Raw genomic sequence first — 24973 nt, forward strand, 5'->3', positions numbered from 1 at the left:
CTACATATCTAGCAGTTTGCGCGAGATGACTAGGCGCTGGATTTCCTGTGTGCCTTCATAAATTTGGGTGATTTTCGCATCACGCATGTATCGTTCGACTGGGTAATCTTTTGTATACCCGTAGCCGCCGAAGATTTGGACGGCTTCTGTTGTTACCTTCATGGCTGTATCTCCAGCAAAGAGCTTGGACATAGCTGATTCCTTTCCATACGGGAGCCCTTTCGTTTCGAGCCATGCTGCCTGATAAGTGAGCAGCCTAGATGCTTCAATTGCGGTTGCCATATCTGCGAGCTTAAAAGCAATTCCTTGATGCTGAATGATTGGTTTGCCGAATTGCTTTCGCTCCTTCGCATAATCGACTGCCGCATCAAGAGCGCCTTGTGCAATCCCAACAGCCTGTGCAGCAATACCGTTTCTTCCGCCATCGAGGGTCATCATAGCTATTTTAAAACCTTCTCCTTCTTGTCCGAGCCGGTTTCTTTCATGAATCCGGCAATCTTCAAATCGAATTTCGGTCGTTGGCGATGAGCGAATGCCCAGTTTGCTTTCCTTTTTGCCAACAGAGAAGCCCGGTGTCTCTTTTTCTACAATAAAGGCGGTCGTATTTCGAGATGTAGCTTCTTGGTCTGTCACAGCAAACACAATATAATAATCTGCAATGCCTCCATTTGTAATAAAGATTTTCGCACCGTTCAGGACGTATTCACTGCCTGCTTTTACTGCCGTTGTCTTCATTCCGCCGGCATCTGAACCCGAACCGCTCTCAGTGAGTGCATATGCCCCTACCTTCTGTCCTTCTGCAAGCGGCTTTAAATAGGTCTCTTTTTGTTCATCTGTTCCGAAAGTATAGATAGGCCACGAGGCGAGAGAGGTGTGGGCGGAGAGGGTGACGCCTGTAGAGGCGCACACTCTTGAAAGCTCCTCCACTGCGATGACGTAGGCTAAATAATCACTACCGATCCCGCCTACCTCTTCCGGCCAAGGAATGCCCGTTAAACCGAGCTCCGCCATTTGGCGAAAAATAGCTGGATCATACGTTTCTGTCTCGTCCCGCTCTGCTGCTGTTGGCTCTACTTCATTTTTCGCAAAATCCCTCACCATTTTTTGAATCATTTCATGTTCATCACTTAATTGAAACTGCATCATGAGCCACCTCGTTTCATATTAGCTGTTTACAAATGACCAGCCTTTGAATTTCACTTGTTCCTTCATAGATCTCACAAACTTTCGCATCACGAAAGTAACGTTCTGCTTGATAGCGATTCGTATAACCGTCCATGCCGAGTAAATGGATCGCTTCTGTACTGATCTCAACCGCCGTTTTTGACGTAAATAGCTTTGCCATGGATGCTTCCTTTGTCACCGGACGATTCGTCTCTTTATAAAAAGCCGCTTGATAGACTAATAGCTTGGCAGCTTCAAGCTTCGCTGCTAAATCACCCAGCCGAATGGTCGTTTCTAGACCTGCCGGGTGCTGCTTTAAATAAGTCACTGCCTCAGTTAATGCGGCTTCAGCTATACCGAGGCTTTGAGCCGCGATACCAATTCTCCCCGCATTTAAACTAGACATGGCTATGTGAAAGCCCTCTCCTTCTGCACCGAGCAGCTGCTGTTTTGGAATCCGCACAGCATCAAAATGAAGCGTAACGGTTTTTGACCCATGCAGTCCCATCTTTTTCTCATCTTTTCCGATCGTAAATCCGGGTGTATCTTTCTCGACAATGAATGCCGATATATTTTTTTTCGCAGAAGCAGGATCTGTCACGGCAAAGACAAGATACAGTTCTGCTTCCCCGCCGCTTGTGATAAACATTTTTGTACCATTTAACACATAATGGTCGCCCGCCCGCTCTGCTCTTAACTGAATATTGGAGGCATCTGAGCCTGCCTTCGGTTCAGTCAGGCAAAATGCTCCCAGTTTCTGCCCGGATGCAAGCAGCGGAACATAGGATTCTTTTTGCTCATTCGTTCCAAAAGCCAAAATAGGCATCGTCACAACAGATGTATGAACGGACACAATGACACCGATGGTCGCACTCACTTTGGATAATTCATGAATGGCGATGATATACGTTGTAAAATCTGCTCCTAAGCCTTGATACGAAGCTGGTATTGGAATCCCCAGAAAGCCTTTTCGTCCCATTTCTGCTAAAAGTGTTCTTGGGAACTGACCTTGTTCCATGGCTTCCACTTCAGGGAATACACGCTGTCTTGCAAATTCTGCTGCCTGTTCTCTCCAGAGTCGCTGTTGATCCGTAAGCAAAACATCCATTTTGACTCCCCCTATGAGTGGTCGTGGTATGTGTAAAAACCTCTCTTTGTCTTTTTGCCCAGCCAGCCTGCATTCACGTATTTTTTCAAAAGAGGACAAGGTCGGTATTTGCTATCCCCAAGTCCCTCATGAAGGGTATTCATAATAAATAAACATGTATCTAGTCCGATGAAATCAGCGAGACGAAGCGGCCCCATTGGGTGATTCATTCCAAGCGTCATGACACCGTCAATACTTTCTGCATCTGCCACGCCTTCATAAAGGGTGTAAATAGCTTCATTGATCATTGGCATCAATATGCGGTTTGATACAAACCCTGGGAAGTCTTCCACTTCAATTGGGGTTTTGTTTAATGTCTTTGCTGTTTCACAAACGAGTTGATACGTGTCGTCACTCGTTTGCAGCGCTCGAATGACCTCAACGAGTTTCATGACAGGCACCGGATTCATAAAATGCATGCCAATCACTTGCTCCGGTCTCCCCGTAACAGCTGCTAATTCAGTGATCGACAAGGAAGATGTGTTTGTTGCAAATATCGTCTTCGCCTCTGCAATTTGATCGAGTGTTTCAAAGATTTGTTTTTTCACACTCATTTGTTCAGATACAGCTTCAATCACTAAATGAGCCTGCTGCACGTCCTTTAAATCTGTAGATACGGCAAGCCGCTGCGTAATATCTCGGACTGCCTGATGGGCTAGCTTTCCTTTTTCTGCTCGTTTCGTCAGTTGTTTGGTCATGGAGGAAATGGCTCGATGAATCTGCTTTTCAGATGCATCATGCAGCAGGACTGTGTAGCCAGACTGAGCAAAAACTTGGGCAATGCCTGATCCCATTTGACCAGCTCCAACGACCATGACGGTTTCTTCTGTACTCATGACGATGAACGCCTCCCTTTTAATCTACCTTTATCATGATGGCATCTCCTTGACCGCCTCCACTGCAAATCGCCGCAATGCCAATACCGCCGCCTCTTTGTTTTAATGCATGAATCAAGGTCAATATGATACGTGTTCCGCTTGCCCCAATGGGATGACCAAGCGCAACTGCACCACCGTTGATATTCATTTTCCGCCGGTCAAGCCCGGTTATTTTTTCACATGCCAGCGCCACAGCTGAGAAGGCCTCATTGATTTCAAATAGATCGATATTCTCTAGGCGCTTGCCTGTTTTCTGTAAAATTTTCTCGATAGCAAAGGCTGGTGTTTTCGGAAAATCCTTTGCCTCTACAGCTACCTGCGTATGACCAAGCACGATTGCCAATGGCTTGACGTCATGCTGCTTTGCATATGTGTCTTTCATTAAAAGAAGCGCACTTGCTCCATCATTGACACCTGGTGCATTTCCAGCGGTAATGGTACCCGTTTGATCAAAAACAGGCATGAGCTTTGATAGCCGTTCATATGACGTATCACGACGCGGGGATTCATCTTCTGTCATCAGCCGCTCTCCCGTTTTCGTCTTGACGGTGACGGGAGTGATTTCATGCTGAAAAAAGCCGTTTTTCTGCGCTTCGATCGCTCGTTCATGACTTCTTAATGCCCAAAGGTCTTGCTCTTCCCGCGTGATACCGAGCTCCTTCGCAGCCATGCTCCCATACTCACCCATATGAACGCCTGTAAACGAACAGGTTAATCCATCTAAAATCATCGCATCTTGTACCGCACCATCTCCCATTTTGTAGCCCCATCGCGCTTTTTTTAGCAAATAAGGGGCGTGTGACATGGATTCCATACCGCCCGCTACGATGACCTCCGCATCTCCAGCTCGGATGATTTGATCTGCTGTGCTCACACTGCGCATTCCTGATGCACAGACTTTATTGATGGTTTGCGTCGGAACGGACCACGGAAGATCAGCATGTCTTGCTGCTTGCCTTGAAGGAAGCTGACCTTGTCCTCCCTGCAAAACACTTCCCATGATGACCTCATCCACATGATGTGAACCCGGCACTCTTTCCAGCGCAGCCTTGATTGCCACTCCGCCTAGTTCTGCGGCAGTCAATCCGCTGAAAGCACCGCCTAGTTTTCCAAATGGTGTTCTTGCTCCAGATACAATGACTGTCTTACTCATGTATGTCCCCTCCCTTTTGTTACCGCTTACATATTATCTGAACAGCAGATGTACAGCGCCATTTATAAGCCGATGAACATTCTATTCATCGGCCTGTTTTGTTTACGAAACCTGCTTTCCAGCCTCGCCAAACACTGATTTTTCAAGAAGCTCTGCGACATCAAATGTACCTACCTGCTCTTCTACTTCTTTCGCTTTCGTCCCATCTCCCAGCATCGTTAAGCAATAAGGACACCCTGAGCTAATGATGGACGGCTGCACTTGTAACGCCTGCTCCGTTCGGGCAGTATTAATCCGGGTACCCGTCTCTTCTTCCATCCACATTAAGCCCCCGCCTGCACCGCAGCACATACCAGTTTCACGATGCCGTTCCATTTCTCTCAGCGTCACACCAGGGATGGCTTTTAAAATGTCTCTCGGCGGATCATACACTTCGTTATATCTGCCTAGGTAGCAAGAGTCGTGGAAGGTAATCACCTCGTTCACTTCATGTACAGGCGTTATTTTTCCTTCTTTCACTAGCTCTGCCAGTAATTCTGTATGATGGTACACTTCTGCCTCAAGCCCGAAGTCTGGATACTCATTTTTAAATAAATTGTAGGCGTGCGGATCAATCGTAACGATCTTTGTGACACCGTTTTTCTGAAATTCTTCAATGTTTTTTGCGGCAAGCTCTTGGAATAAAAATTCGTTTCCAAGCCTTCTTGGTGTATCACCTGAGTTTTTTTCTTTATTGCCTAGGATGGCAAAGGACACACCTGCTTCGTTGAGAAGCTTTGCAAAGGCAAGCGCAATCTTTTGGCTTCGATTGTCGTATGCCCCCATTGAACTAACCCAGAATAAATATTCGAAGGTTTGGTCTGCTTTTTTCAGCTCTTTTACTGTCGGCACGTGCACATCTTCTCTCAATTCACGCCAATTTTCTCTTTCTTTCCGGTTCAATCCCCACGGGTTCCCTTGGCGCTCTATACTTGTCATGGCACGCTGTGCATCTGCATCCATTTTCCCTTCAGTCAGCACAAGATATCTACGCATATCAATAATTTTGTCGACGTGTTCATTCATGACAGGGCATTGGTCTTCACAGTTTCGGCACGTCGTACATGCCCAAATTTCTTCCTCTGTAATGACTTCACCAATAAGAGAAGGATGATACATCGAGCTAGCAGCCGATTCCTCTGCACCTGCTCCTCTCGCCTGAAGCGCCAGCTGATTTCCTGTTGTCTGCCTGAAGGCAAGCTGCGGAACCCAAGGCGTCTTTGATGTAATGGCGGCCCCTTTATTGGTTAAATGATCTCTTAGCCTTAAAATCAAATCCATTGGAGACAGCATTTTCCCTGTACCTGTTGCTGGGCACATATTTGTGCAGCGCCCGCATTCCACACAAGCGTAAAGGTCGATCAGCTGTGACTGACGGAAGTCTTCAATTTTTCCCACACCGAAGGTCTCTTGTGTCTCATCTTCAAAATCAATTTTTTGCAGCTTGCCTGGCGGGTCTAATCTGCTGGCAAATACGTTCACCGGTCCTGCAATGAGGTGAGCATGCTTTGACTGCGGGACATACACTAAGAATGTCAGCAAAATCAGGAGATGCACCCACCATGCGACATAAAAAACGACCGTTGCCGCAAGAGGTGAAATACCGCCCAGCAAGAAAGCAACACTGGATGCGATTGGCTCCGTTGGTGATAAAGAGTGTCCATGCCAGATGATATTCATCCCGTTCCCAAGTAAAACGGTCAGCATCAAGCCGCCAATAAATAAAAGCACTAGACCGGATTTAAAGCCACGCTTTAAACGGACAAGCTTCTCCACATACCTTCTATGGAACGCCCAAACAACAGCTACTAAAATGAGAAGTGTGACCACCTCTTGGAAAAAGGTAAAGACACCGTAAAGCGGACCTAAAGGGAGTCCGCTGCCTGGAACGAGTCCCTTCATAATAAAATCAAAGGCTCCGAACTGTACAAGGATAAATCCGTAGAAAAACAGCACATGAATGATGCCGCTCTTCTTGTCCTTTAACAGCTTCTTTTGCCCAAATACATTGACCCAAACACGCTCTAAGCGTTTTTTCACGTCTTGTTGGAACTCTTCTTTTTTACCAAGACGAATGTACGCTGCTCGTGTTCGAATGAGATAAATAAACAAATACACAGCGTAAGCGGTCACCGCCGCAAATGCGATCATGTTCATGATTAAAAGGCTATTCATCTTGCTCCCCCTTTCATTCCCCAAAACCCACTTTGTTCCGTTTCCATGTTGTACCTCTATCATAAATAATGAATGAGTATTCAGTCAATATTTTTTACACGTTTGGGTACACTATTGAAATATGCAAAAAAGGAGGAAGCTTCATGATCGCATTGATCATCCTACTCGTACTCATTGTCATCGTTTGTCTCATATTGTTAGACCTTTATATGGGAAAGAAATATTTTTCCACCCGCGCTTTTGAACGATCTTTTGATCAAACAAGCGGTGATGCCGCCTTTTATCATGATGGCGAACCACTCTTTGAACAGCTGATCACCGATATTCAGCACGCCTCTTCTTCTATTCATATGATGTTCTTTATTGTAAAGAACGACAAGATTGGTCAAAGGGTGTTACAAGCTTTGAAAACAAAAGCGGAACAAGGGGTTTCAGTCTTTTTACTGACCGATCGATTAGGGTCCTATCCGTTTGATCAAAAGTCCATTGATATGCTGGAGAAAAGCGGCATCCAATTTTACTTTTTAAATAAGCCTCGTTTCCCTTTTTTGATTTATCGGTTAAACATGAGAAATCATCGTAAAATCACGGTAATTGATGGAAAGATTGGCTATATTGGCGGTTTTAATATTGGTGATGAATATGTTGGAAAAAAGGGTCGGTTTGGCATTTGGAAAGATTATCATTTGCGCATGACAGGGCAAGTTGTCGCAGATCTCCAGCATGTGTTTTTGAATGATTTATACCGGACATCTGGCATTCATCAGCTGCAATATGAGGTTTTTCCTGCTTTGGAACCGGGAACACTACAATGCACAACACGCGCGACTGCTGGTTTTTCTTTAGAAGCTTTGTTCCTCAAAGATATTCAGCAGGCGAGGAAACAGATCATCATCTGTACGCCTTACTTTATTCCATCTGCTCCTCTTCTGAGTGCACTGCTTGATGCACGAAAGCGAGGCGTCACGGTTGAAATCATCATCCCAATGAAAGCAGATCATCCACTCGTCAAAGAGGCTGGATTTCATTATTTGAAGGACCTCATTGCCTCTGGCTGCCTTGTTTATCGTTTTTATAAAGGATTTTATCATGCGAAAGCCATTCTAATTGACCAGAGACGCTGTATGATCAGTACGGCAAATTTTGATAAACGCAGCTTGTTTTTAAACGAAGAAGTTGACGTCGCCATTGATGATGTCGACTTTACTGCACACGTAGAAGAAAAAATTCGCGAGCACATAGAAGTGTCTGAGCTTATGACAGAGGAGAAATTGACACAGCGTCCGCTTTTGTCACGTCCGCTGGAATGGGTTGGCGCCATGTTCTCGTACTTTTTATAAAGGAGCTGACCTATGCGTTATCGATTCGGTTATGTATCCAATGCCGTCACCTTGTGGGAGGCTTCTCCTGCCAAGTCGCTGACCTTTGCAAGATACAGCAAGCTCTCAAAGGAAGAGAGAGAAGAGGCTTTATTACGAACAACAAAGGCCAATCTCGTGAATACATTAAGAACGCTTTACTTTGCCATTGCCCATGATATCCCGCTTTACCGTTTTTCGAGTTCGATCGTCCCGCTTGCGACCCATCCCGAGGTACGCTGGGACTTTGTGACACCTTTTCAAAAGGAGTTTCTTGAAATTGGCGAGTTGGTGAAACGGCATGAACTGCGAGTGAGCTTTCACCCCAATCAATTCACCTTGTTTACTAGCCCCAAGCCTTCAATCACAGAAAATGCCGTGATTGATATGACGTACCATTATCAAATGTTTGAGGCGATGAAGCTCGTGAAGGAAGGCTATATGAACATTCATGTGGGCGGTGCGTACGGTGATAAAGATTCGGCGCTTCAACGTTTTGATGACAATATCAAACAGCTACCAGCGCATATCAAGGCGAGGATGACGCTTGAGAATGATGACAAAACGTATACGTCGTTAGAAACCCTTGATGTATGTGAAAAGCACGGTATTCCATTTGTTTTTGATTATCATCATCACGTGGCCAATAAAGATGATGATGCCGTGCTTGAAGACATCCTGCCAAGAATGTTCAACACTTGGACGAGCACTGGCATTCCGCCTAAAATCCATTTATCCTCACCGAAATCAGAAAAAGCCATACGCAGTCATGCAGATGGTGTAGATATGTCCTTTGTCTTACCGCTTTTTCATGCATTAAAACCGTATGGGCGTGATATAGATTTTATGATTGAGGCGAAGTTAAAGGATCAGGCACTGCTCCGACTTGTCGAAGAGCTGTCTGCGATAAGAGGCAACAAGCGAACCGGCGGAGGAACCATTGAGTGGAAATCATAGATAAAGGTTTATCTCTGTTCAAACAGGGGTAACAAAGCTATTGTGAGAAAGTTATTAACAGGAGGATATGAAGATGTCTCAAATCTATTCAATCCAAATCGCTGCGAAAGCATTGAATTTACATAAGCTTATTTCTCTTTATGAAAAATGCCACCAGGCTCAACATCGTCTATATGTGTATTCTAAAAAAACAATGTGCAACATCAAGAACATCGTAGAGCTTGAAACCTTCAGGCTCACTCATTTAGAGTCTGACTACTTAATTGTCGTAGAGGGGAAAAAAGCGCAAGATCTCTTGCAGCCTTTTGAAAAAGAGCATGTTTCATAAAAAGGAGCAGCCCTCAGGCCGCTCTTTTTGTTAGATCCACTCTTTCGTCAACCACACTTGTTTTGAAGCTGCATCCATTTTCACTTGTGCCCCGATTGGCATCGTAAGCATCGGGTGCGTATGGGCACAGTCAAAATCTGCGATGAGCGGTCTCTTTGTCTCTCCAAGCACCTCAAGTAAAATCTCGTAAGGTTCTTTTCCCGTTCCCTCATCATCAAACAGCTCATGTTTTCCCAAAAGAATACCTGATACTCGCTCAAACACTCCATTTACTTTCAATAAAGAGAAGTTTTTTTCTACAACCGAAGCGGTTTTCATGCAATCTTCAATGAGGAGAATGTCTCCTGTTTGGATCGCTGGCATGAACTCACTGCCCCATATGCCGTACATTGCATTCAGGTTCCCGCCGATCAACCTGCCTTCTGCCCGTCCTTCTATGACGCACAGCCAATCGTTCGGACGCTGCTCTTTATCACGCGTCTTTTCTTCCCAATTGATTCGTTCATCCGTCCAAAAAGGTGGTTTTTTGATCTGATAAGGAATGGGTTGAGGATGCATCAGGATGTCTTCGAACGACTGATACGTATAAGCGACGAACGGTTCAAACTCTCCAAAAGATGGGACAAGCGCCGGTCCGTAGAATACAGGCAGTCCCGTTTTTTCGTAAGCGGCTAAAAGAATCGCTGTCGCATCTGAATAACCGATCATGATCTTCGGATATTGATTCAGCAGCTCAAAATCAAGATAAGGGAGCAAGCTATTTGAATTTGTCCCGCCAATCATTGACATGACGCACGCCAAGTCTTCCCTAGCCATTAGCTCATTCAGCTCATCCGCTCGTTCTTGAATTGTACCTGAACGGTAGTGATCCTCTTTCCCTGTTAATGATCCTGGTACCACAATGAATCCTTTTTGCTCAAGCCACTTCTTCGCCCGCTCATACCTAAGAGGCGAGGTCGCTGATGCTGGACTTGAAGGTGAAAAAATACCGATCTTATCGCCTTTTTGTAATCGCCGAAGCCTCTTCATTCCATCAGATCCTTCCTACACGAGTTTTTTCTATCCTAACAAAAAAAGCCCCTTATCAAAAGGGCTTAATCTTTAATGACCAAACTGCGCTTCGTGCAGTCTGCTATATACGCCGCCCATTTGAATTAAATCTTGGTGGCGGCCTTGTTCTTCAATGCCTTCCTCTGTTACGACAATGATACGATCGGCGTGTTTAATTGTTGCAAGGCGGTGGGCTATGACGAGCGTTGTCCTGCCGACAGCTAGTTCACTCAGTGCATCCTGTATGGCTTTTTCTGTTTCTGTATCAAGTGCTGACGTGGCTTCATCTAGAATGAGAATGGACGGGTTTTTCAGGAACATCCGCGCAATCGACAGACGCTGCTTTTGACCGCCTGACAGTTTGACGCCGCGCTCACCTATGACGGTATTTAACCCTTCTGGGAAACGCTGTACGAGTTCCTCTAAATGCGCACTTCTTACAGCCTCCCAAATCTCTGCATCGCTGGCTTCTAAGTTGCCGTACGCAATGTTTTCACGAATGGTACCTGAGAATAAAAAGACATCCTGCTGCACAATACCGATCTGCTGCCTTAAAGATGACAATGTCATCGACTTTGTGCTTATACCATCAATCGTGATCTCCCCTTCATCCACATCATAAAAGCGAGGCAGCAGACTGCAAATGGTTGATTTCCCCGCTCCTGAAGGCCCGACAAACGCAACCGTTTCTCCTTGTTTAATTTTTAAATCGATATTCTTCAGCACATGACTGTGTTCATCGTAGCCAAATGTTACGTTTCGATATTCAATTTCACCTTTCAATCCGTGTACATCACGTGCTCCCTCTGTATCCTTCACATCCGGCTCTGTTTCTAGCAAATCGACATAGCTTTTAAAGCCCGCAATGCCTTTCGGATACATTTCAATGACCGTGTTGATTTTATCAATCGGTCTAAATAAAACATTTGTGATCAGAACAAACGCGATAAAGCCACCTGCCGTTAATTGACCTTGCAGGACAAACCATGTACCTGCGAGAAGGACAAACAGTGTCACAAGACGTGTGAGAATGTAACTGATCGATCCATTGACCGACATAATTTTATAGGAAAGAAGCTTCGCCTTTCGAAAACGGTTGTTGTTTTCAGCAAAACGTTTTTTCTCGAAATGTTCATTGGCAAAGGCTTGAACAAGACGAATGCCGCCGATATTGTTTTCAACCCTTGCATGAAAGTCTCCAATGTCATTGTTCAGCTGTGTAATCGCATGCGTCATTTTCTTATTAAAATGAAGGGCAAGCCAGATGATGACCGGCATGATCAGGAAGGTTAAAATGGCCAGCTGCCAGTTAATCATCAGCATGACTGCAAAGGCACCAAGAATCGTCATAATCGCTATAAACAAATCTTCAGGACCATGATGCGCCACTTCTCCAATGTACATGAGGTCGTTTGTCATCCGTGACATGAGCTTACCCGTTTTGTTGTTGTCAAAGAATTTAAAGGATAGGCGCTGAAAGTGATCAAACAGCTTCTTCCTCATATCTGTTTCAATATTGATGCCAAGCATATGCCCCCAATACGACACAATAAATTGCATAACCGAGCTGAGGGCATAAATGACAAACAGCGCAAATGCGGTCCAGACAATGACTGTCCAGTTCCCTGTTGGCAACAATGTATCAATAAAGTAGTTCACGATAAGCGGGAAACCCAGTTCCATTAATCCAACGGCGACAGCGCAAAAGAAATCTAAAAAGAACAGACCTCGATAGGGCCTGTAATAGGCGAAAAAGCGTTTTAGCATATGTAAAAGAACCTCATTTCCTCTATAATTGATAATCATTTTCAATTATAGAGGAATCCTCTTCAAAATACTAGATTAGGAAATGATTTCTTTGACTAGAAATCCTCATAGAACGCCAGAAAACAACCGAGCAAATGATTCCTTTAATCGTTCTTTTAAGCCTCTTTTATAAAAATGAACAGGTCCCATCTGCTCACATTCCATCATATCCTCCTCATAGTGTGCCATCAGCTGCTCAATGGGCTTTTTCGCGGCTGTAAAGACATTGACCTCAAAATTGAGCTGAAAGCTTCTCATATCCACATTTGCAGTGCCGACAGAGGCAAGTTCTCCATCTGCGATCATTACTTTTTGATGCATGAAGCCCTTTTGATAGTGATACACCTTGATGCCCTCTTTTAGAAGCTCAGAAAAATAGGATCGTGTGGCGTATTGTGTGAGAAAGCCGTCATTGATCTCCGGTACCATCACCCGGACATCCACCCCTCTTGTAGCAGCAATTTTCAATGCTGTACGAAGGGATTCATTAGGGACAAAATAAGGTGTCGCAATCCAGACAAATTGTTTCGCATTTGAGATGAGTGCATCATATAAATCACTCATACTTTCTTTCATATCGGGTCCAGTTGGTACAACCTGAATGACATCCTCTCCCGTAACAGGTTGCGGCGTATGATATTTCGGATCATCAATTAATACTTCATCTGATACATACTCCCAGTCGAGCATAAAAATAGAGTGAAGGGTTTGGACAGCCTCACCCTTTAACATGGTATGCGTATCACGCCAAAAACCGATATTTTCATCACGTCCGACATATTCTTTTCCGACATTTAACCCGCCGACAAATCCTGTCTTCCCATCAATGATCACGATTTTGCGGTGATTTCGGAAATTGAATTTTTGATTAAAGAAACCATATTTTAAAGGCAGAAATGGAGCAACCTTGACTCCTGCCTGCTTCAAACGTTTAATATCTTTTCGGGAGAAGCGAATGCTGCCAGCCGCATCATAGATGAAGCGAACCTCTACCCCTTCTTTCACTTTTTCTATCAGAATCTCCATCATCCGGTGCCCGAGGAAATCTGATTTGAACATGTAGTATTCTATATGGATGAACGATTTTGCCTTTTTTAATTCTTCAAAAATACGGGGAAACGTCTCCTCCCCATTTTTTAAAATGTCCATATCACTATTTGTGTTCACATGCATGCCTGTTGCTTTTTCTGTGTAATGAAAAAAAGTCCGCTGATTTTCGGTTAGACGCGATTCATCCGGCTTGCTTTCAAGCTCAGATATTCTGCGTAGTTTTTCACGGTTGTACATTCTCTTTGATTTGAATAAATGACCTTTCACATAGAGCTGTCCTGAGAACAAATAAAACATATAGCCAATGATCGGGAAAAAGATTAGCACATACATCCATAAGAGTGTGTGCTGTGATGTACGGTTCTCTAGCATGAGTGAGATGATACTAAATAAAATAATGGCGATATAAACCGCTGCGTACAACTGAACACTCCACGCTGGAACCGGCCACCAATACACCACATATGCCCCGAATATCATAAAATATAAAAATAAAAATTCCAGTCTCCTCTTTTTCACATTCTCCGCCCTCATTCGTTTCTGTCTTTTCTCTTCCATACCCTTTGCACAGCTTGTATGAAACGCACGACCTATGCCTTTCTTCTAGCTTTTACAGACTTGGACCATTTGATCCGATATAATGGATAAATATGTGATGGAAAGGAAGATTTGTTTATGTATACACCCTCTCCTTTAAAAAAGGGCAGCCATATTCGCGTCATTGCCCCAAGCCGAAGTGCCAGCATTTTATCAGAAGAAGGAATCGCTCAAGCAAAAAAGCGTTTAGAGATGTTAGGCTTCACCGTCTCTTTTGGACTACACGCGTTTGAATGTGATCTTCATTCCTCTTCATCTATTGAACACCGCTTGTCTGATTTGCATAAGGCGTTCACAGATGATGAAGTCGACGGTATTTTGACAGCCATTGGAGGCTTCAATTGCAATGAACTCTTGCCTTATATTGATTACGACTTGATTCGTCAGCACCCTAAAGTTCTTTGCGGCTACAGTGATATTACCGCACTCGCAAGCGCTATTACTGCAAAATGTGAGATGGTGACATACTCAGGCCCTCATTTCTCCAGCTTCCAAATGGAGCAAGGACAAGAGGAACAGACCGCTATGTTTCAAGCCTGCTTGATGAATGACGGTGAGTCTTTTGATGTGATCCCTTCGACAAAGTGGAGTGATGATGCATGGTATCTTGATCAAGCGAACAGGCAATTTCATCCGACAAAATGGGGAATATATCAGGAAGGAACAGCTGAAGGCACCTTGTATGGCGGTAACCTTTGTACACTGAATTTACTGCAAGGGACGTCGTTTATGCCTCATATCAAGGATGCCATCTTATTTGTGGAGGATGATGATTTGGTTTTCCCTGAAATGTTCGCCAGAGACCTCACATCCCTCTTGCAGCATGCAGAATCAATCAAAGGACTGATCATCGGACGCTTTCAGAAGAAATCCGAGATGACAGAAGAACATTTAAGATTCATTCTAGATAAGCACCCAATGCTCAAACACATTCCAGTGATTTACGATGTCGATATTGGACATACGCAGCCGGTTTTCACCTTACCGATTGGTGGAAATGTAAAGCTAGCGTGTAAAGATGGAGACGTGAAGCTGCGCATTCATTCATAACTAATAAAGGCTAAAAAAGCACCCGAATATGTGGTGCTTTTTTCTATGCCACCATCTTTTTTAAAAATTTTTTAGAAAAAGTGATCCAACCCTCCAACCCCTTCGTTAAGTAGATGTAAAAAGAAAAGAGAGGAGGCAAAAACATGTTCTCTGATGTACTTAACCAATTATTCGATTCTATCTCTAACATTATTAATACACTTGGATAATTCTAATTAACGCACACATACTACATGCTTACCGAAGGGAGGATGCACTCTATGTTTTCTGATGTACTTAGTCAATTATTCGATTCTATTTCTAACATTATTAATACGCTTGGGTAATGTTCAACATCCGCTGTCTCTAGTAGATAGCGGATGTTTTTATTTAACAGATTCTGAATGGCGCCATTTAAATAACTATAAGGAACCTTGTTTGATTATCATCAATTCAAAAGACCCTTTATGAACTGGTTTCTTTTAAACAATTCAAACAAGCCCAATTGGATGTTATGATCTATTTAAGGAATATACTAACTATATAAAGGAGATATAATGATAAAACGTTTGATTGGTTTGTTTTTTATTACTCTTTGTATTGTTGGATTAAGCTTCACTTCAAAAACTCTCACCCTTTCTGAAGAGGAATTAGATGAAAAGGTCATCCACGTATTGGACTCATTATGGGAAGAGCATGCATTGTTTAACTATCAAATGATCAAGACAGATCCCACAATTTCCATCGGCATCGATACTTCAAAAGATATGACAAGTTTGCAATCTATCTTAGAAAAGAAACTTCCTAAACAAGCATTAGAGGATTATGAAATTGAGATTTTTCAGAGAAATAAAAGTGATCTAAAAGCTGGATGAAAAACACGAAGAAACCCACTCTCGTTCCGAGCGGGTTTCTTCGTGTTCTTACATCTTTTCCGGAGCCGATACGCCAATTAGTTTTAATGCATTCGCAAGCGTAATTTGTGTTGCTTTCATGAGTGAAAGACGTGCTGTTGTTTTTGTTTCGTTTTCTACATCAATGACCTTCTCGGCATTGTAGAAGCTGTGAAGGGCTGATGCAAGGTCATAAATATAGTTCGTTACACGGTGCGGAATACGCTTTTCAGCTGCTTCTGCTACAACTTCTGGGAAGCTGCCAATGATTTTGAGAAGATCGTACTCTTTTTCCGATTGAATGTGAGAGAAATCTGCTTTTTCAAGGTTTGGCTCGTAGCCTTTTTCTTCCCCTTGACGCAGCATGCTGCAAATTCTCGCATGCGCATATTGTGCGTAGTACACAGGGTTATCGTTAGACGTAGATATCGCTAAGTCTAGGTCAAAGTCCATATGTGTTGCCGCACTTCTCATCGCGAAGAAATAACGAGTGGCATCTAGACCTACTTCTTCAATCAGATCACGCATGGTGACAGCTTTTCCTGTACGTTTACTCATCTTCATCTTTTCACCGTTTTTGTATAGGTGAACGAGCTGAATGATTTCTACTTCAAGCTTGCCAGCAGGATATCCAAGTGCTTGGATCGCCGCTTTCATTCGAGGGATATAGCCGTGATGGTCCGCTCCCCAAATGTTAATGAGCTGATCAAAGCCTCTGTCCAATTTGTCTTTATGGTATGCGATATCTGGAAGCAAGTAAGTGAAGCTGCCGTCTTTTTTAATGAGCACGCGGTCCTTGTCATCGCCAAAATCAGTTGAACGCAGCCACGTTGCGCCGTCTTCTTCAAAGACATAGCCTTTAGCGCGAAGGGTTTCCAGCGCTGGTTCGATTTTTCCGTTTTCATATAAAGAGGTTTCTGAATACCATACATCAAATGGGACACGGAAATTCTCAAGGTCTACACGTAATTTCTCTAATTCGTATTTTAAGCCGTATTCACGGAAGAACTTCATACGCTCTTCTTCTGGCTCATGCACGAAACGGTCACCAAATTCATCTGCCAGCTTTTGCCCGATGCCTTTGATGTCTTCTCCTCTATAGCCGTCTTCAGGCATCTCTTTTTCAAGACCGAGCGCCTCAAAGTAACGTACCTCTACAGATAAAGCAAGGTTATTGATCTGATTGCCTGCATCGTTGATATAGTATTCACGGCTCACTTCGAACCCTGCTTTATCAAGGATGTTGCAAAGAGAATCACCTACAGCTGCTCCGCGGGCATGTCCAAGGTGAAGGTCACCTGTTGGGTTGGCTGAGACGAATTCAACTTGCACCTTTTGGCCGCCGCCTGTATTCGTTTCACCATATGCCTCTTTTGCTTCAAGGACAGCTGGAATGAGCTTTGTTAAATACTGATTGTTCATATAAAAGTTAATGAACCCTGGACCTGCGATATCCAGTTTTTCAATAGAAGCTTTCCCTTTATCAAACGCTTTGACAATGTCCTCTGCGATTTGGCGAGGTGCTTTTTTTGCAATGCGGGCAAGCTGCATCGCCATGTTGGTGGAGTAATCACCGTGAGTTTTGTCTTTCGGCACTTCTAAAAGGACATCTGGTACCTGGCTTTCATCAGCAAGTCCTGCTTTGACGACTGCCGCAATGATTTCTTCTTTTAACGCATCTTTGACCTGTTCTGCGATATTCATGAACGTAAATCCTCCTTATACGAAATCGATAATGTATGTAAATGCTTTTGATCTTCCCCTGTCAGCATATCGTACGTAATGTGCAGCAGTCCCTTGTTCACATCGAGATCAATGCCATGTGTGTGTACATCAAGCTGTAGTGTACCGAATGGCATCGTGTAATGTGTGACGGTCGTTTCCCCAATGAGAAAGCGCTGCTTCATTTGAATGGCCCCTGATCTCATGACAAAAATTTCTTTTTCACTCATTTTCACAACGGTTTTTACTTGACCCATTTCATGTTCTTCATGGTAAGTGAGATACGTTTTGTCATTCTTTTCTTGATACGTTCCAGTCGTGCGGAATTCGATCGTTTCAGCCGGCTCCGTCTCTGGTTTCATCACTGACTTTACATGAATTGAAATTTGGTTTTGTGTCATTTTGCACTTCCTTTGCTAAGACCCGTTTAACTAAAATAGTATACCATATTCATGATCGCCTATCATACCATCATTTCTCTTCTTCACTGCGATTAAACTTCGTTTTTGATCTTACGCTATCCCTTTAGAAAAAAAGAAACAGGAAACTCACTAATACCACCAACACAGCCTTTACGCCCATGTCTTTTCTTTTGATTAAATAAAAAAGAGCTTGAACGCCTGAACTTGCCAAAAATACCTGAAAAAAATCAAATGGCACGATCTGTGCTCGCTTAAATATCACCTGCATGAATAACGCAATGGCCGTCAAATAGAAAAAGCCTCGATCCTGAAACAACCCCAACATCTCTTCCTTTGCTTCCTTTTTCGAAGCAAAAACGGGGGGCTCTGCTGCGAGCTCTCGTTTCAGCGTGAGAAAACCCGCCGCTAACACACAAAAAGCGAGAAGCACCATCAATATAGAAGAAAACATGAACTGCCTCCTTTATTTTTTGATCCATGTAAAAAAAGAGCTTGTCCACATGAGATGACAAGCTCCTCTATCAAGGTGTTATTTCACAAATCCAAGCAGCATTTCGCGTAAAAGCTTGCTCGCTGTATTCGCTGTTTGGTCGGAATGATCGTATACAGGTGCTACCTCTACAAGGTCTGCACCGACTACTTGAACCTCAGATCCTGCAATGGCATGAATGGATGCAAGCAGCTCTTTTGATGTAATACCGCCAGCATCTACCGTGCCTGTACCAGGTGCATGAGCTGGATCGAGTACATCAATGTCGATCGTCACATAAACTGGACGCCCCTTCAGCTTTGGCAATACTTGCTTCAACGGCTCCAACACTTCAAATTTAGAAATGTGCATGCCCGCTTCTTTTGCCCATTCAAATTCTTCCTTCATCCCAGAACGAATCCCAAAAGAGAACACATTCTCAGGTCCAATGAGTCCTGCTACTTTACGAATCGGTGTTGAATGAGACAGAGGCTCACCCTCGTATTCCTCACGAAGATCCGTATGTGCGTCCATATGGATAATCGCCAAATCAGGATATTTCTTATGCATCGCACGGAAAACCGGCCAAGACACAAGATGCTCGCCGCCCATTCCTAATGGAAACTTCCCTTTTTCTAAAATGCTGTCGACATACTCTTCAATTAAGTCCAAGCTTTTCTGAGCATTTCCAAAAGGAAGCGGAATGTCACCGGCATCAAAGAATGGCACCTCGTGTAGTTCACGATCTAAATAAGGGCTGTATTCCTCTAATCCAATCGAAACTTCACGAATACGGTTTGGGCCAAAACGTGAGCCTGGTCTATAACTGACGGTCCAATCCATCGGCATACCATATAAAATGACTTTTGCATCTTCCCATGTCGGATGACTTCCAATAAATACTTTTCCTGAATAAGCCTCTTCGAATCTCATGCAAGATTCCTCCTTTTACGCTTCAAAAAATGCGCAAACTGTTATTTGCGCATTTCCTCTTCGCTTGATTTATTTGATTAAGTCGCTCACAAATTTCGGCAGAACGAATGCCGCTTTGTGTAATTCTTTTGTGTAATATTTCGTGTCAATATCAAAGAAACGGCTGTCTTCTACAGCAAGTGGATCATATTTTTTTGAACCGATGGTAAATGTCCAAAGACCACTTGGATACGTTGGAATATTTGCTGTGTAAAGCTTCGTGATTGGGAAAATCTCTTTCACATCACGCTGTACATTTGTAATCAGCTCAGGTGTGAACCAAGGATTGTCCGTTTGTGCCACGAAAATACCGTCTTCTTTGAGTGCTTTTGAAATTCCTGCGTAAAATCCTTTAGAGAACAGGTTCACAGCTGGTCCAACTGGTTCAGTTGAGTCCACCATGATAACATCGTACTCATTGTCAGCTTCAGCAATATGCATAAAGCCGTCTCCAACTTTGACATCTACACGAGGATCGTCTAGTTTCCCAGCAATCGAAGGAAGGAATTTTTTCGAGTATTCGATGACTTTGCCATCAATATCAACAAGTGTCGCTTTTTTCACACTTGGATGCTTCAGGATTTCACGAATGACACCGCCGTCTCCTCCACCTACGACAAGAACATTTTCTGGGTTTGGATGAGTGAAAAGAGGAACATGTGCCACCATTTCGTGGTATACAAACTCATCTTTCTCAGACGTCATCACCATACCGTCTAAAAACAGCATATTGCCAAACTCTTCTGTTTCCACCATTTCTAAATGCTGAAAATCTGTTTGTTCTGTGTGAAGGGTTTTGTTCACCTTCAAAGTAATACCAAAATTCTTCGTTTGCTTCTCTGTATACCAAAGTTCGCTCATTGTCCATCTTCCTCTCATCCAATAATAAACAAACATCTATTGTTAGCGCCTTTAACGGCTATGACTATATCGATTGTCCAAGAAAAAAGTATAGTGGATTCATATCAAATTGTAAAGAACCGCATGACTTCTCTTCAATTTTAATGCACGCTCTTTCAATCATTTGTTTAAAACGGTTTTCTTTGTTCCATACTGATAAAAAACCGTCAAAATGGGGGCTTTGCATGGACACAATCATGAGTAATAAAAAAATCCGCATGACCGTGAAAACGATTCGAGCCTGTTTTTTTATTGGTTTGCTCGCTTTTCTATTTGCAGGCACTGTCTTTTTGACGATTCTTTTAATAGCCAAATGGCAAGGCGCCCCTTCTGTTCAAGTTCCCCAATCTACGACCATTTATGCAGCCGATGGTTCAAAGCTTGGAGAATCCAGCTTTGGAGAAAAGAGATATTGGGTGCCCTTAAAGGACATGTCCCCTTATATCAGGCAGGCAGCTGTAGCTGTTGAGGATAAAACCTTTTATGAGCATCATGGCTTTGATGTGAAACGGATGGCGGGTGCTGCAGTGGCTGATATTCGTGCCATGGCTAAGGTACAAGGCGCCAGCACGATCACCCAGCAATATGCACGAAATCTGTATTTAGATCATGATAAAACGTGGAAGCGGAAGTGGAATGAAGCCTTTTACACGATTCGCTTAGAGCAAAACTATACAAAAGATGAGATTTTAGAAGGATACTTGAACACCATTTATTATGGTCATGGAGCTTATGGCGTGGAAGCAGCGTCCCGTCTGTATTTCGGGAAAGAAGCGAAGAATTTAACCCTCGCTGAATCTGCCTTACTTGCCGGTATCCCAAAGGGCCCTTCTCTCTACTCCCCTTATGTGAATGAAGAGAAAGCCGGCGCAAGAAAGAATATGATTTTGAGGCACATGCAAGAGGACGGCATGATTACGAAAAAGGCAGCCGCTGAAGCCGCGAAAGAAAAACTGTCCTATCGCCCTTTGCAAAAGAAGCAGCTGCAAGCAAAGCAAGCCCCGTATTTTTATGATGATGTGATTCGTGAGTTGAAACAAAGCTTGGGGTTAACTGAGGAACAGATCGAAACCTATGGCCTTCATATCCAAACGACTTTAAATCCAGAGTTACAGAAAATTGCTGAGAAGACGTTAAAAAGCACAATCTATTCGAAATCAGACATCCAAATCGGCTTTACCGCTATCCATCCCCAAACTGGTCATGTACTCGCCCTCATTGGGGGAAGAGATTATGAGAAAAGTCCATTCAACCGGGTGACACAAGCGAAAAGACAGCCCGGTTCAACAATGAAGCCTCTTCTCTATTACATTGCCTTGCAAAATGGGTTTACACCAGCAACCGTCATGCGCAGTGAAGAAACGGTTTTTGAGCTCGATGATCAAGGAAGCGGCGCTGCTTATTCACCAAGCAATTATCATGGCTATTACGCCAATGACGGCATTACGATGCTTCAAGCCTTGGCGCTGTCTGATAATATTTATGCCGTGAAAACCCATCTATTTTTAGGAATGGAGCAGCTTGTACGTGCTGGCAAAACATTTGGCATCAACGAAAAACTAGATCAAGTGCCATCACTTGCCCTAGGCACGTCTCCTATCAAACCAATTGAAATGACCAATGCTTACGCAATGCTTGTCAATGGCGGAAAACGAGTCAAACCCACCTTTATTACAAAAGTAACGGATGCTAAAGGCAACGTGCTTTTTGAAGAAAAACAAAAACGAGAGCAAGTCTTAGATGAAAAGGCAGCCTTTGTCACCACCGACATGATGTCAGGAATGTTCAATGATCAGCTAAACGGCTATACGAGTGTCACAGGCCGCACCATTATGAAGGATCTCACGCGAACATACGGAGGAAAATCGGGAACGACAGGAGCCGACAGCTGGATGATCGGCTTTTCTCCCCAGCTCGTCACAGGTGTGTGGACGGGCTATGATAAAGGGCGTACCATTGACTCGGTCGAAGAAACAGCCTATGCAAAAAAGATATGGGCATCCTTTATGGAATCAGCCCTCTCCAAACAGCCAGCGTCCTCCTTCATGCCGCCAGACGGCGTAAAAGGTGTGTATATCAATCCAAAAACCGGCGATCTCGCAGGCCCAGGATGTGAATCAAAGGTATTCACCTATTTTATAGAAGGAACAGAGCCGACAGGTGTGTGCTACGGCGCTGAGAATAAATCTTCTGAGCAAGATCCGGTTCAAGATCAAAAGCCAAAGAAATGGTGGGAAAAGTGGCTGAAACGTTAAAAAGGACATGAAAAACCCCGAGATCTGCATCTCGGGATTCTCCATGTCCTAGCTTTAACACCAGTTTACTCAAAAATCAGCTGGAATTGGTAGCAATTCGCCATTCTTCACAAAAATTTCACAATTATTCAGGGACAGCCAATCCTTCTTTTAATTCATCTGTAGATGCTTCCCATAGTGCTTCATTATGACTCTTCAAGAAATCAGCCAGCACCTTTTTCGATACATCATCCATATGACTGACGACGATATTTCGCTTCATTGATTTATCCATGAAATTCACATGCTCTGGAAGCGACTTATACCCGCGGCGGATTGAACGGTCGACGGTCATTTCGCAAGCCGTCACACCCGCATAATAAGGGCCTTCTTCTCTGCGGTCAATGGTCACCCATACGAGCCAATACGGCTTTCCGTTCGGTACCTCTTCTTTTGTTTTCAAAAATTTAATGCCTTTTTCGACGGCACTTCTTGCATGCATCGCACCAATATCAATGACAGCTTCCTTTTCCTCTACGTCAATGATCACCGGCGAAATGTTATCTAGGCTGAGCGCACCCGCTCCAAAGCCTCCGTGTCCGTCGGTTGCATCTGTTTTTTTAATGATGTTAAAACCAATTGGTTTCTTCTTTTTACCTTCCATTCATTAAACCTCCTAAAGCAGCGGCTTCAAAATAAGATTAAACCATTGAATGATTTGATCCCGCATTCCGATCAATGGACCAAAAACAAACTGTCCTAGCGGCGTGATCACGAATATGAGAAAAATAATGATCCCATATTGTTCGAATTGCGTCATTTTCGCCCGGATACGGGGGCTGACGACGTCCTCAATAATACGATACCCATCCAGCGGCGGAAGTGGCAATAAGTTAAATAGGAACAAAATGACGTTCAAGTTAATAAATATCCGGAAGAAATGATCAACTCCCGGCTCAAAGCGCATGAGCGACTCCCCGCCAAATTTCTGAAGAAGCACGTACACGAAAAAGCCTAGAAACGCCAACACTAAGTTACTTAAAGGGCCAGCAATCGAGACGCAGATTCCTGCTAAGCGCGGGTTTTTGAAATGGTAACGATTGACCGGCACAGGTCTCGCCCAGCCAAACCCAGCCACAAAGATCAAAATCGTCCCAAATACATCAAGATGCTTCAGTGGATTTAATGTGAGTCTCCCTTGGTTCTTAGCTGTCGGGTCGCCGAAACGATACGCAACATATGCATGCGCCAGCTCGTGCATCGTAAATGCAACAACAAGCGTAATGGCGACATATGGGATGAGTTCTAATGGATACACAAGAAATTGGTTCAAAGGCATGAATCCCTCTTTCTTTCTATACAATGATTTACTTCATTCAGTATACTATAAGAAGTCCCTTAAACTAAAGGGAAGCGTAGCATGAAAGGAAAAAGGAGGTTTTCGCATTGCCGATTGTCACCGTACAAATGCTTGAAGGAAGAACAGACGAGCAGAAAAGAGCTCTTGTGGAGAAAGTCACTGATGCTGTTGTTGAAACAACAGGCGCAGGTGCAGAAAAAGTCTCTGTTATTATTGAAGAAATGAAAAAAGAACACTATGCCGTAGCAGGAAAGCGAATGAGCGACCTGTAAGCATAAAAAAAGGACAAGCACATAGGTGTTTGTCCTTTTTTCTCTTATTTTATCTGTACCACGCTTTGTTACGGTTCACTTGATTTTTATGAGCCGCATCAAAGAAATCGACTGTGTAGGAATAATCATAATTCATTAAGCAGACAATGCCGCTGCCTTGAGGGTCATGCGGTAAGCCAAAGTTATGGCCGTATTCATGCGTAGCCGCTTTTGCTGTATTCGCTGTTCCTTGATCAAGGTTGACGGCGAATGCACTTCCGCGCGGTGCACTATTGTATACATAAGCGATTCCGCCCGCATCAAAGTTTGGATTTGCTGTAAATCCAGTGACAAAATCGTATCCTCTGCCATCAAAGCTGCGCGAAAGGTTAGATAAGATTTGCTCTGCATTTGATCCAGAAGATGTCCAAGATCCTACTGCTTGTACGACAAAGTCCACATCATGATCACGGTTAAAGGTGACGTCCGCTTGCTCGATGATGCTGACAATTCTCGTCTGCCAGTCACTATATTTCGCACGATACTGCGCATCTGCTACAGCATAGACCGTTACTTTTTGACTGCCTGTACTTGCCTTTGTTGAAATAGAATCTCCTGTATTCGCCTTAAAGGTTCTAGAGCCTACCTGCTTACCAGACTCATCTAATACCTTTGTTGTCACATCTCGTTCAATTGGAGGTGCTTTCGTCAAATCTTTAAAATCGTTTGCCTTTGGCAACCCCTCACCAATATGTGTTTCGAATGGCGCATGACCATGATCATGCCCATGACCAGTACTTGCGACTGGTGCTGAAGCTGAACTTACTCCCGGTAACAAACTACCTACCAATAAAAATGACAAAAAGACTGAACGCTTTTTCATTCCTATCCCTCCTTTGATTTTCACAAAGTTATATATTCACTGAAAATTCACTTTTTTCCTTCTATTCAGTCAAAAACAGGGAATTAGATACACAGGAAGAAAGTCGAAATACGTCATATTCACTAATTTTCCGGAT

General features: G+C 43.6%; 23 protein-coding genes. 7 read left to right on the forward strand and 16 right to left on the reverse strand.

Going from position 1 to position 24973, the window contains the following annotated elements:
- From MKY83_RS17770 to MKY83_RS17790, 5 genes are all read right to left on the reverse strand, one after another.
- Nucleotides 1–1143 carry an acyl-CoA dehydrogenase gene (locus MKY83_RS17770; protein WP_065097849.1) on the reverse strand — a complete coding sequence of 381 codons (1143 nt, stop codon included), beginning with the start codon at nt 1141–1143 and terminating at the stop codon, nt 1–3.
- A gap of 16 nt (nt 1144–1159) precedes the next feature.
- Nucleotides 1160–2272, reverse strand: coding sequence for an acyl-CoA dehydrogenase family protein (locus MKY83_RS17775; protein ID WP_065097848.1), 1113 nt, complete (start codon nt 2270–2272; stop codon nt 1160–1162).
- An 11-nt stretch (nt 2273–2283) separates the two neighbouring features.
- Nucleotides 2284–3147, reverse strand: a complete 864-nt coding sequence (locus MKY83_RS17780) for a 3-hydroxybutyryl-CoA dehydrogenase (protein WP_265208914.1) — start codon at nt 3145–3147, stop codon at nt 2284–2286.
- A 19-nt stretch (nt 3148–3166) separates the two neighbouring features.
- Nucleotides 3167–4342 carry an acetyl-CoA C-acetyltransferase gene (locus tag MKY83_RS17785; RefSeq protein WP_065097847.1) on the reverse strand — a complete coding sequence of 392 codons (1176 nt, stop codon included), beginning with the start codon at nt 4340–4342 and terminating at the stop codon, nt 3167–3169.
- Nucleotides 4343–4444: 102 nt separating this feature from the next.
- The gene (locus tag MKY83_RS17790; RefSeq protein WP_065097846.1) at nt 4445–6556 is read right to left on the reverse strand and encodes a heterodisulfide reductase-related iron-sulfur binding cluster; all 2112 of its coding nucleotides are present in this window, start codon (nt 6554–6556) and stop codon (nt 4445–4447) included.
- Nucleotides 6557–6699: 143 nt separating this feature from the next.
- On the opposite strand from MKY83_RS17790, the gene cls (MKY83_RS17795) reads away from it, so the two are divergent.
- The 3 genes from cls (MKY83_RS17795) to MKY83_RS17805 all read left to right on the forward strand — a co-directional run bounded on the left by cls (MKY83_RS17795) (nt 6700) and on the right by MKY83_RS17805 (nt 9199).
- Nucleotides 6700–7896, forward strand: a complete 1197-nt coding sequence (gene cls, locus MKY83_RS17795) for a cardiolipin synthase (RefSeq protein ID WP_065097845.1) — start codon at nt 6700–6702, stop codon at nt 7894–7896.
- Between the two features lie 12 nt (nt 7897–7908).
- Nucleotides 7909–8871 carry a UV DNA damage repair endonuclease UvsE gene (uvsE, locus tag MKY83_RS17800; protein WP_065097844.1) on the forward strand — a complete coding sequence of 321 codons (963 nt, stop codon included), beginning with the start codon at nt 7909–7911 and terminating at the stop codon, nt 8869–8871.
- A 73-nt stretch (nt 8872–8944) separates the two neighbouring features.
- Nucleotides 8945–9199, forward strand: a complete 255-nt coding sequence (locus MKY83_RS17805) for a general stress protein (RefSeq protein WP_113767816.1) — start codon at nt 8945–8947, stop codon at nt 9197–9199.
- Between the two features lie 30 nt (nt 9200–9229).
- Here the strand turns inward: MKY83_RS17805 and MKY83_RS17810 are convergent, their stop codons facing one another.
- The 3 genes from MKY83_RS17810 to cls (MKY83_RS17820) all read right to left on the reverse strand — a co-directional run bounded on the left by MKY83_RS17810 (nt 9230) and on the right by cls (MKY83_RS17820) (nt 13624).
- Complete coding sequence (locus MKY83_RS17810; protein WP_265208920.1) at nt 9230–10228, reverse strand: S66 peptidase family protein; 999 nt, start codon at nt 10226–10228, stop codon at nt 9230–9232.
- A gap of 72 nt (nt 10229–10300) precedes the next feature.
- A complete protein-coding gene (locus MKY83_RS17815; protein WP_034620332.1) occupies nt 10301–12016 on the reverse strand; it encodes an ABC transporter ATP-binding protein in 1716 nt (571 codons plus the stop codon).
- 105 nt (nt 12017–12121) lie between these two features.
- The gene (gene cls / locus MKY83_RS17820; protein WP_342487529.1) at nt 12122–13624 is read right to left on the reverse strand and encodes a cardiolipin synthase; all 1503 of its coding nucleotides are present in this window, start codon (nt 13622–13624) and stop codon (nt 12122–12124) included.
- Between the two features lie 156 nt (nt 13625–13780).
- On the opposite strand from cls (MKY83_RS17820), the gene MKY83_RS17825 reads away from it, so the two are divergent.
- Together MKY83_RS17825 and MKY83_RS17830 are read left to right on the forward strand one after the other, a co-directional pair.
- Entirely contained in the window at nt 13781–14752 is a 972-nt protein-coding gene (locus MKY83_RS17825) for a S66 peptidase family protein (RefSeq protein WP_342487530.1), read from the forward strand.
- 536 nt (nt 14753–15288) lie between these two features.
- A complete protein-coding gene (locus tag MKY83_RS17830; RefSeq protein WP_065097839.1) occupies nt 15289–15606 on the forward strand; it encodes a hypothetical protein in 318 nt (105 codons plus the stop codon).
- Nucleotides 15607–15654: 48 nt separating this feature from the next.
- Here MKY83_RS17830 and argS read toward each other — a convergent pair whose 3' ends face one another.
- The 5 genes from argS to speE form a co-directional block, all read right to left on the reverse strand.
- Nucleotides 15655–17328 (reverse strand): arginine--tRNA ligase, encoded by a 1674-nt coding sequence (gene argS / locus MKY83_RS17835; RefSeq protein WP_044140185.1) that lies wholly within the window; start codon nt 17326–17328, stop codon nt 15655–15657.
- Nucleotides 17325–17747: a DUF1934 family protein gene (locus MKY83_RS17840; protein ID WP_044140186.1), complete on the reverse strand. Its 423-nt coding sequence runs from the start codon at nt 17745–17747 to the stop codon at nt 17325–17327. The genes argS and MKY83_RS17840 overlap by 4 nt, the downstream gene beginning before the upstream one ends.
- A 124-nt stretch (nt 17748–17871) precedes the next feature.
- Nucleotides 17872–18219 carry a hypothetical protein gene (locus MKY83_RS17845; RefSeq protein ID WP_044140187.1) on the reverse strand — a complete coding sequence of 116 codons (348 nt, stop codon included), beginning with the start codon at nt 18217–18219 and terminating at the stop codon, nt 17872–17874.
- A gap of 78 nt (nt 18220–18297) precedes the next feature.
- Nucleotides 18298–19170, reverse strand: coding sequence for an agmatinase (gene speB / locus MKY83_RS17850; protein ID WP_065097838.1), 873 nt, complete (start codon nt 19168–19170; stop codon nt 18298–18300).
- 69 nt (nt 19171–19239) lie between these two features.
- A complete protein-coding gene (gene speE, locus MKY83_RS17855; protein ID WP_003214614.1) occupies nt 19240–20070 on the reverse strand; it encodes a spermidine synthase in 831 nt (276 codons plus the stop codon).
- Nucleotides 20071–20294: 224 nt separating this feature from the next.
- Here speE and MKY83_RS17860 point away from each other — a divergent pair, with 224 nt between their 5' ends.
- Nucleotides 20295–22364 (forward strand): transglycosylase domain-containing protein, encoded by a 2070-nt coding sequence (locus tag MKY83_RS17860; RefSeq protein ID WP_065097837.1) that lies wholly within the window; start codon nt 20295–20297, stop codon nt 22362–22364.
- Nucleotides 22365–22488: 124 nt separating this feature from the next.
- On the opposite strand, the gene MKY83_RS17865 is transcribed toward MKY83_RS17860, so the two are convergent.
- Together MKY83_RS17865 and MKY83_RS17870 are read right to left on the reverse strand one after the other, a co-directional pair.
- Nucleotides 22489–23007: a YwhD family protein gene (locus tag MKY83_RS17865; RefSeq protein WP_065097836.1), complete on the reverse strand. Its 519-nt coding sequence runs from the start codon at nt 23005–23007 to the stop codon at nt 22489–22491.
- 12 nt (nt 23008–23019) lie between these two features.
- Nucleotides 23020–23676 (reverse strand): site-2 protease family protein, encoded by a 657-nt coding sequence (locus MKY83_RS17870; protein WP_223251196.1) that lies wholly within the window; start codon nt 23674–23676, stop codon nt 23020–23022.
- A gap of 113 nt (nt 23677–23789) precedes the next feature.
- Between MKY83_RS17870 and MKY83_RS17875 the strand changes: the two genes are divergently transcribed.
- On the forward strand, nt 23790–23975 hold the full coding sequence (locus tag MKY83_RS17875) for a 2-hydroxymuconate tautomerase (RefSeq protein ID WP_003214939.1): 186 nt from the start codon (nt 23790–23792) through the stop codon (nt 23973–23975).
- A gap of 49 nt (nt 23976–24024) precedes the next feature.
- Here MKY83_RS17875 and MKY83_RS17880 read toward each other — a convergent pair whose 3' ends face one another.
- Nucleotides 24025–24837, reverse strand: coding sequence for a zinc-dependent metalloprotease (locus tag MKY83_RS17880; RefSeq protein WP_003215273.1), 813 nt, complete (start codon nt 24835–24837; stop codon nt 24025–24027).
- Between the last annotated feature and the right edge of the window lie 136 nt (nt 24838–24973).

This window comes from Bacillus sp. FSL M8-0266 (genome assembly GCF_038613425.1).
Taxonomy (GTDB): domain Bacteria; phylum Bacillota; class Bacilli; order Bacillales; family Bacillaceae; genus Bacillus; species Bacillus pumilus.

What these genes read in the sequence shown, in the direction of transcription:
- MKY83_RS17770 (WP_065097849.1), bottom strand. Translation starts at nt 1,143, where the DNA reads ATGCAGTTTCAATTAAGTGATGAACATGAAATGATTCAAAAAATGGTG.
- MKY83_RS17775 (WP_065097848.1), bottom strand. Translation starts at nt 2,272, where the DNA reads ATGGATGTTTTGCTTACGGATCAACAGCGACTCTGGAGAGAACAGGCA.
- MKY83_RS17780 (WP_265208914.1), bottom strand. Translation starts at nt 3,147, where the DNA reads ATGAGTACAGAAGAAACCGTCATGGTCGTTGGAGCTGGTCAAATGGGA.
- MKY83_RS17785 (WP_065097847.1), bottom strand. Translation starts at nt 4,342, where the DNA reads ATGAGTAAGACAGTCATTGTATCTGGAGCAAGAACACCATTTGGAAAA.
- MKY83_RS17790 (WP_065097846.1), bottom strand. Translation starts at nt 6,556, where the DNA reads ATGAATAGCCTTTTAATCATGAACATGATCGCATTTGCGGCGGTGACC.
- cls (WP_065097845.1), top strand. Translation starts at nt 6,700, where the DNA reads ATGATCGCATTGATCATCCTACTCGTACTCATTGTCATCGTTTGTCTC.
- uvsE (WP_065097844.1), top strand. Translation starts at nt 7,909, where the DNA reads ATGCGTTATCGATTCGGTTATGTATCCAATGCCGTCACCTTGTGGGAG.
- MKY83_RS17805 (WP_113767816.1), top strand. Translation starts at nt 8,945, where the DNA reads ATGTCTCAAATCTATTCAATCCAAATCGCTGCGAAAGCATTGAATTTA.
- MKY83_RS17810 (WP_265208920.1), bottom strand. Translation starts at nt 10,228, where the DNA reads ATGAAGAGGCTTCGGCGATTACAAAAAGGCGATAAGATCGGTATTTTT.
- MKY83_RS17815 (WP_034620332.1), bottom strand. Translation starts at nt 12,016, where the DNA reads ATGCTAAAACGCTTTTTCGCCTATTACAGGCCCTATCGAGGTCTGTTC.
- MKY83_RS17825 (WP_342487530.1), top strand. Translation starts at nt 13,781, where the DNA reads ATGTATACACCCTCTCCTTTAAAAAAGGGCAGCCATATTCGCGTCATT.
- MKY83_RS17830 (WP_065097839.1), top strand. Translation starts at nt 15,289, where the DNA reads ATGATAAAACGTTTGATTGGTTTGTTTTTTATTACTCTTTGTATTGTT.
- argS (WP_044140185.1), bottom strand. Translation starts at nt 17,328, where the DNA reads ATGAATATCGCAGAACAGGTCAAAGATGCGTTAAAAGAAGAAATCATT.
- MKY83_RS17840 (WP_044140186.1), bottom strand. Translation starts at nt 17,747, where the DNA reads ATGACACAAAACCAAATTTCAATTCATGTAAAGTCAGTGATGAAACCA.
- MKY83_RS17845 (WP_044140187.1), bottom strand. Translation starts at nt 18,219, where the DNA reads ATGTTTTCTTCTATATTGATGGTGCTTCTCGCTTTTTGTGTGTTAGCG.
- speB (WP_065097838.1), bottom strand. Translation starts at nt 19,170, where the DNA reads ATGAGATTCGAAGAGGCTTATTCAGGAAAAGTATTTATTGGAAGTCAT.
- speE (WP_003214614.1), bottom strand. Translation starts at nt 20,070, where the DNA reads ATGAGCGAACTTTGGTATACAGAGAAGCAAACGAAGAATTTTGGTATT.
- MKY83_RS17860 (WP_065097837.1), top strand. Translation starts at nt 20,295, where the DNA reads ATGGACACAATCATGAGTAATAAAAAAATCCGCATGACCGTGAAAACG.
- MKY83_RS17865 (WP_065097836.1), bottom strand. Translation starts at nt 23,007, where the DNA reads ATGGAAGGTAAAAAGAAGAAACCAATTGGTTTTAACATCATTAAAAAA.
- MKY83_RS17880 (WP_003215273.1), bottom strand. Translation starts at nt 24,837, where the DNA reads ATGAAAAAGCGTTCAGTCTTTTTGTCATTTTTATTGGTAGGTAGTTTG.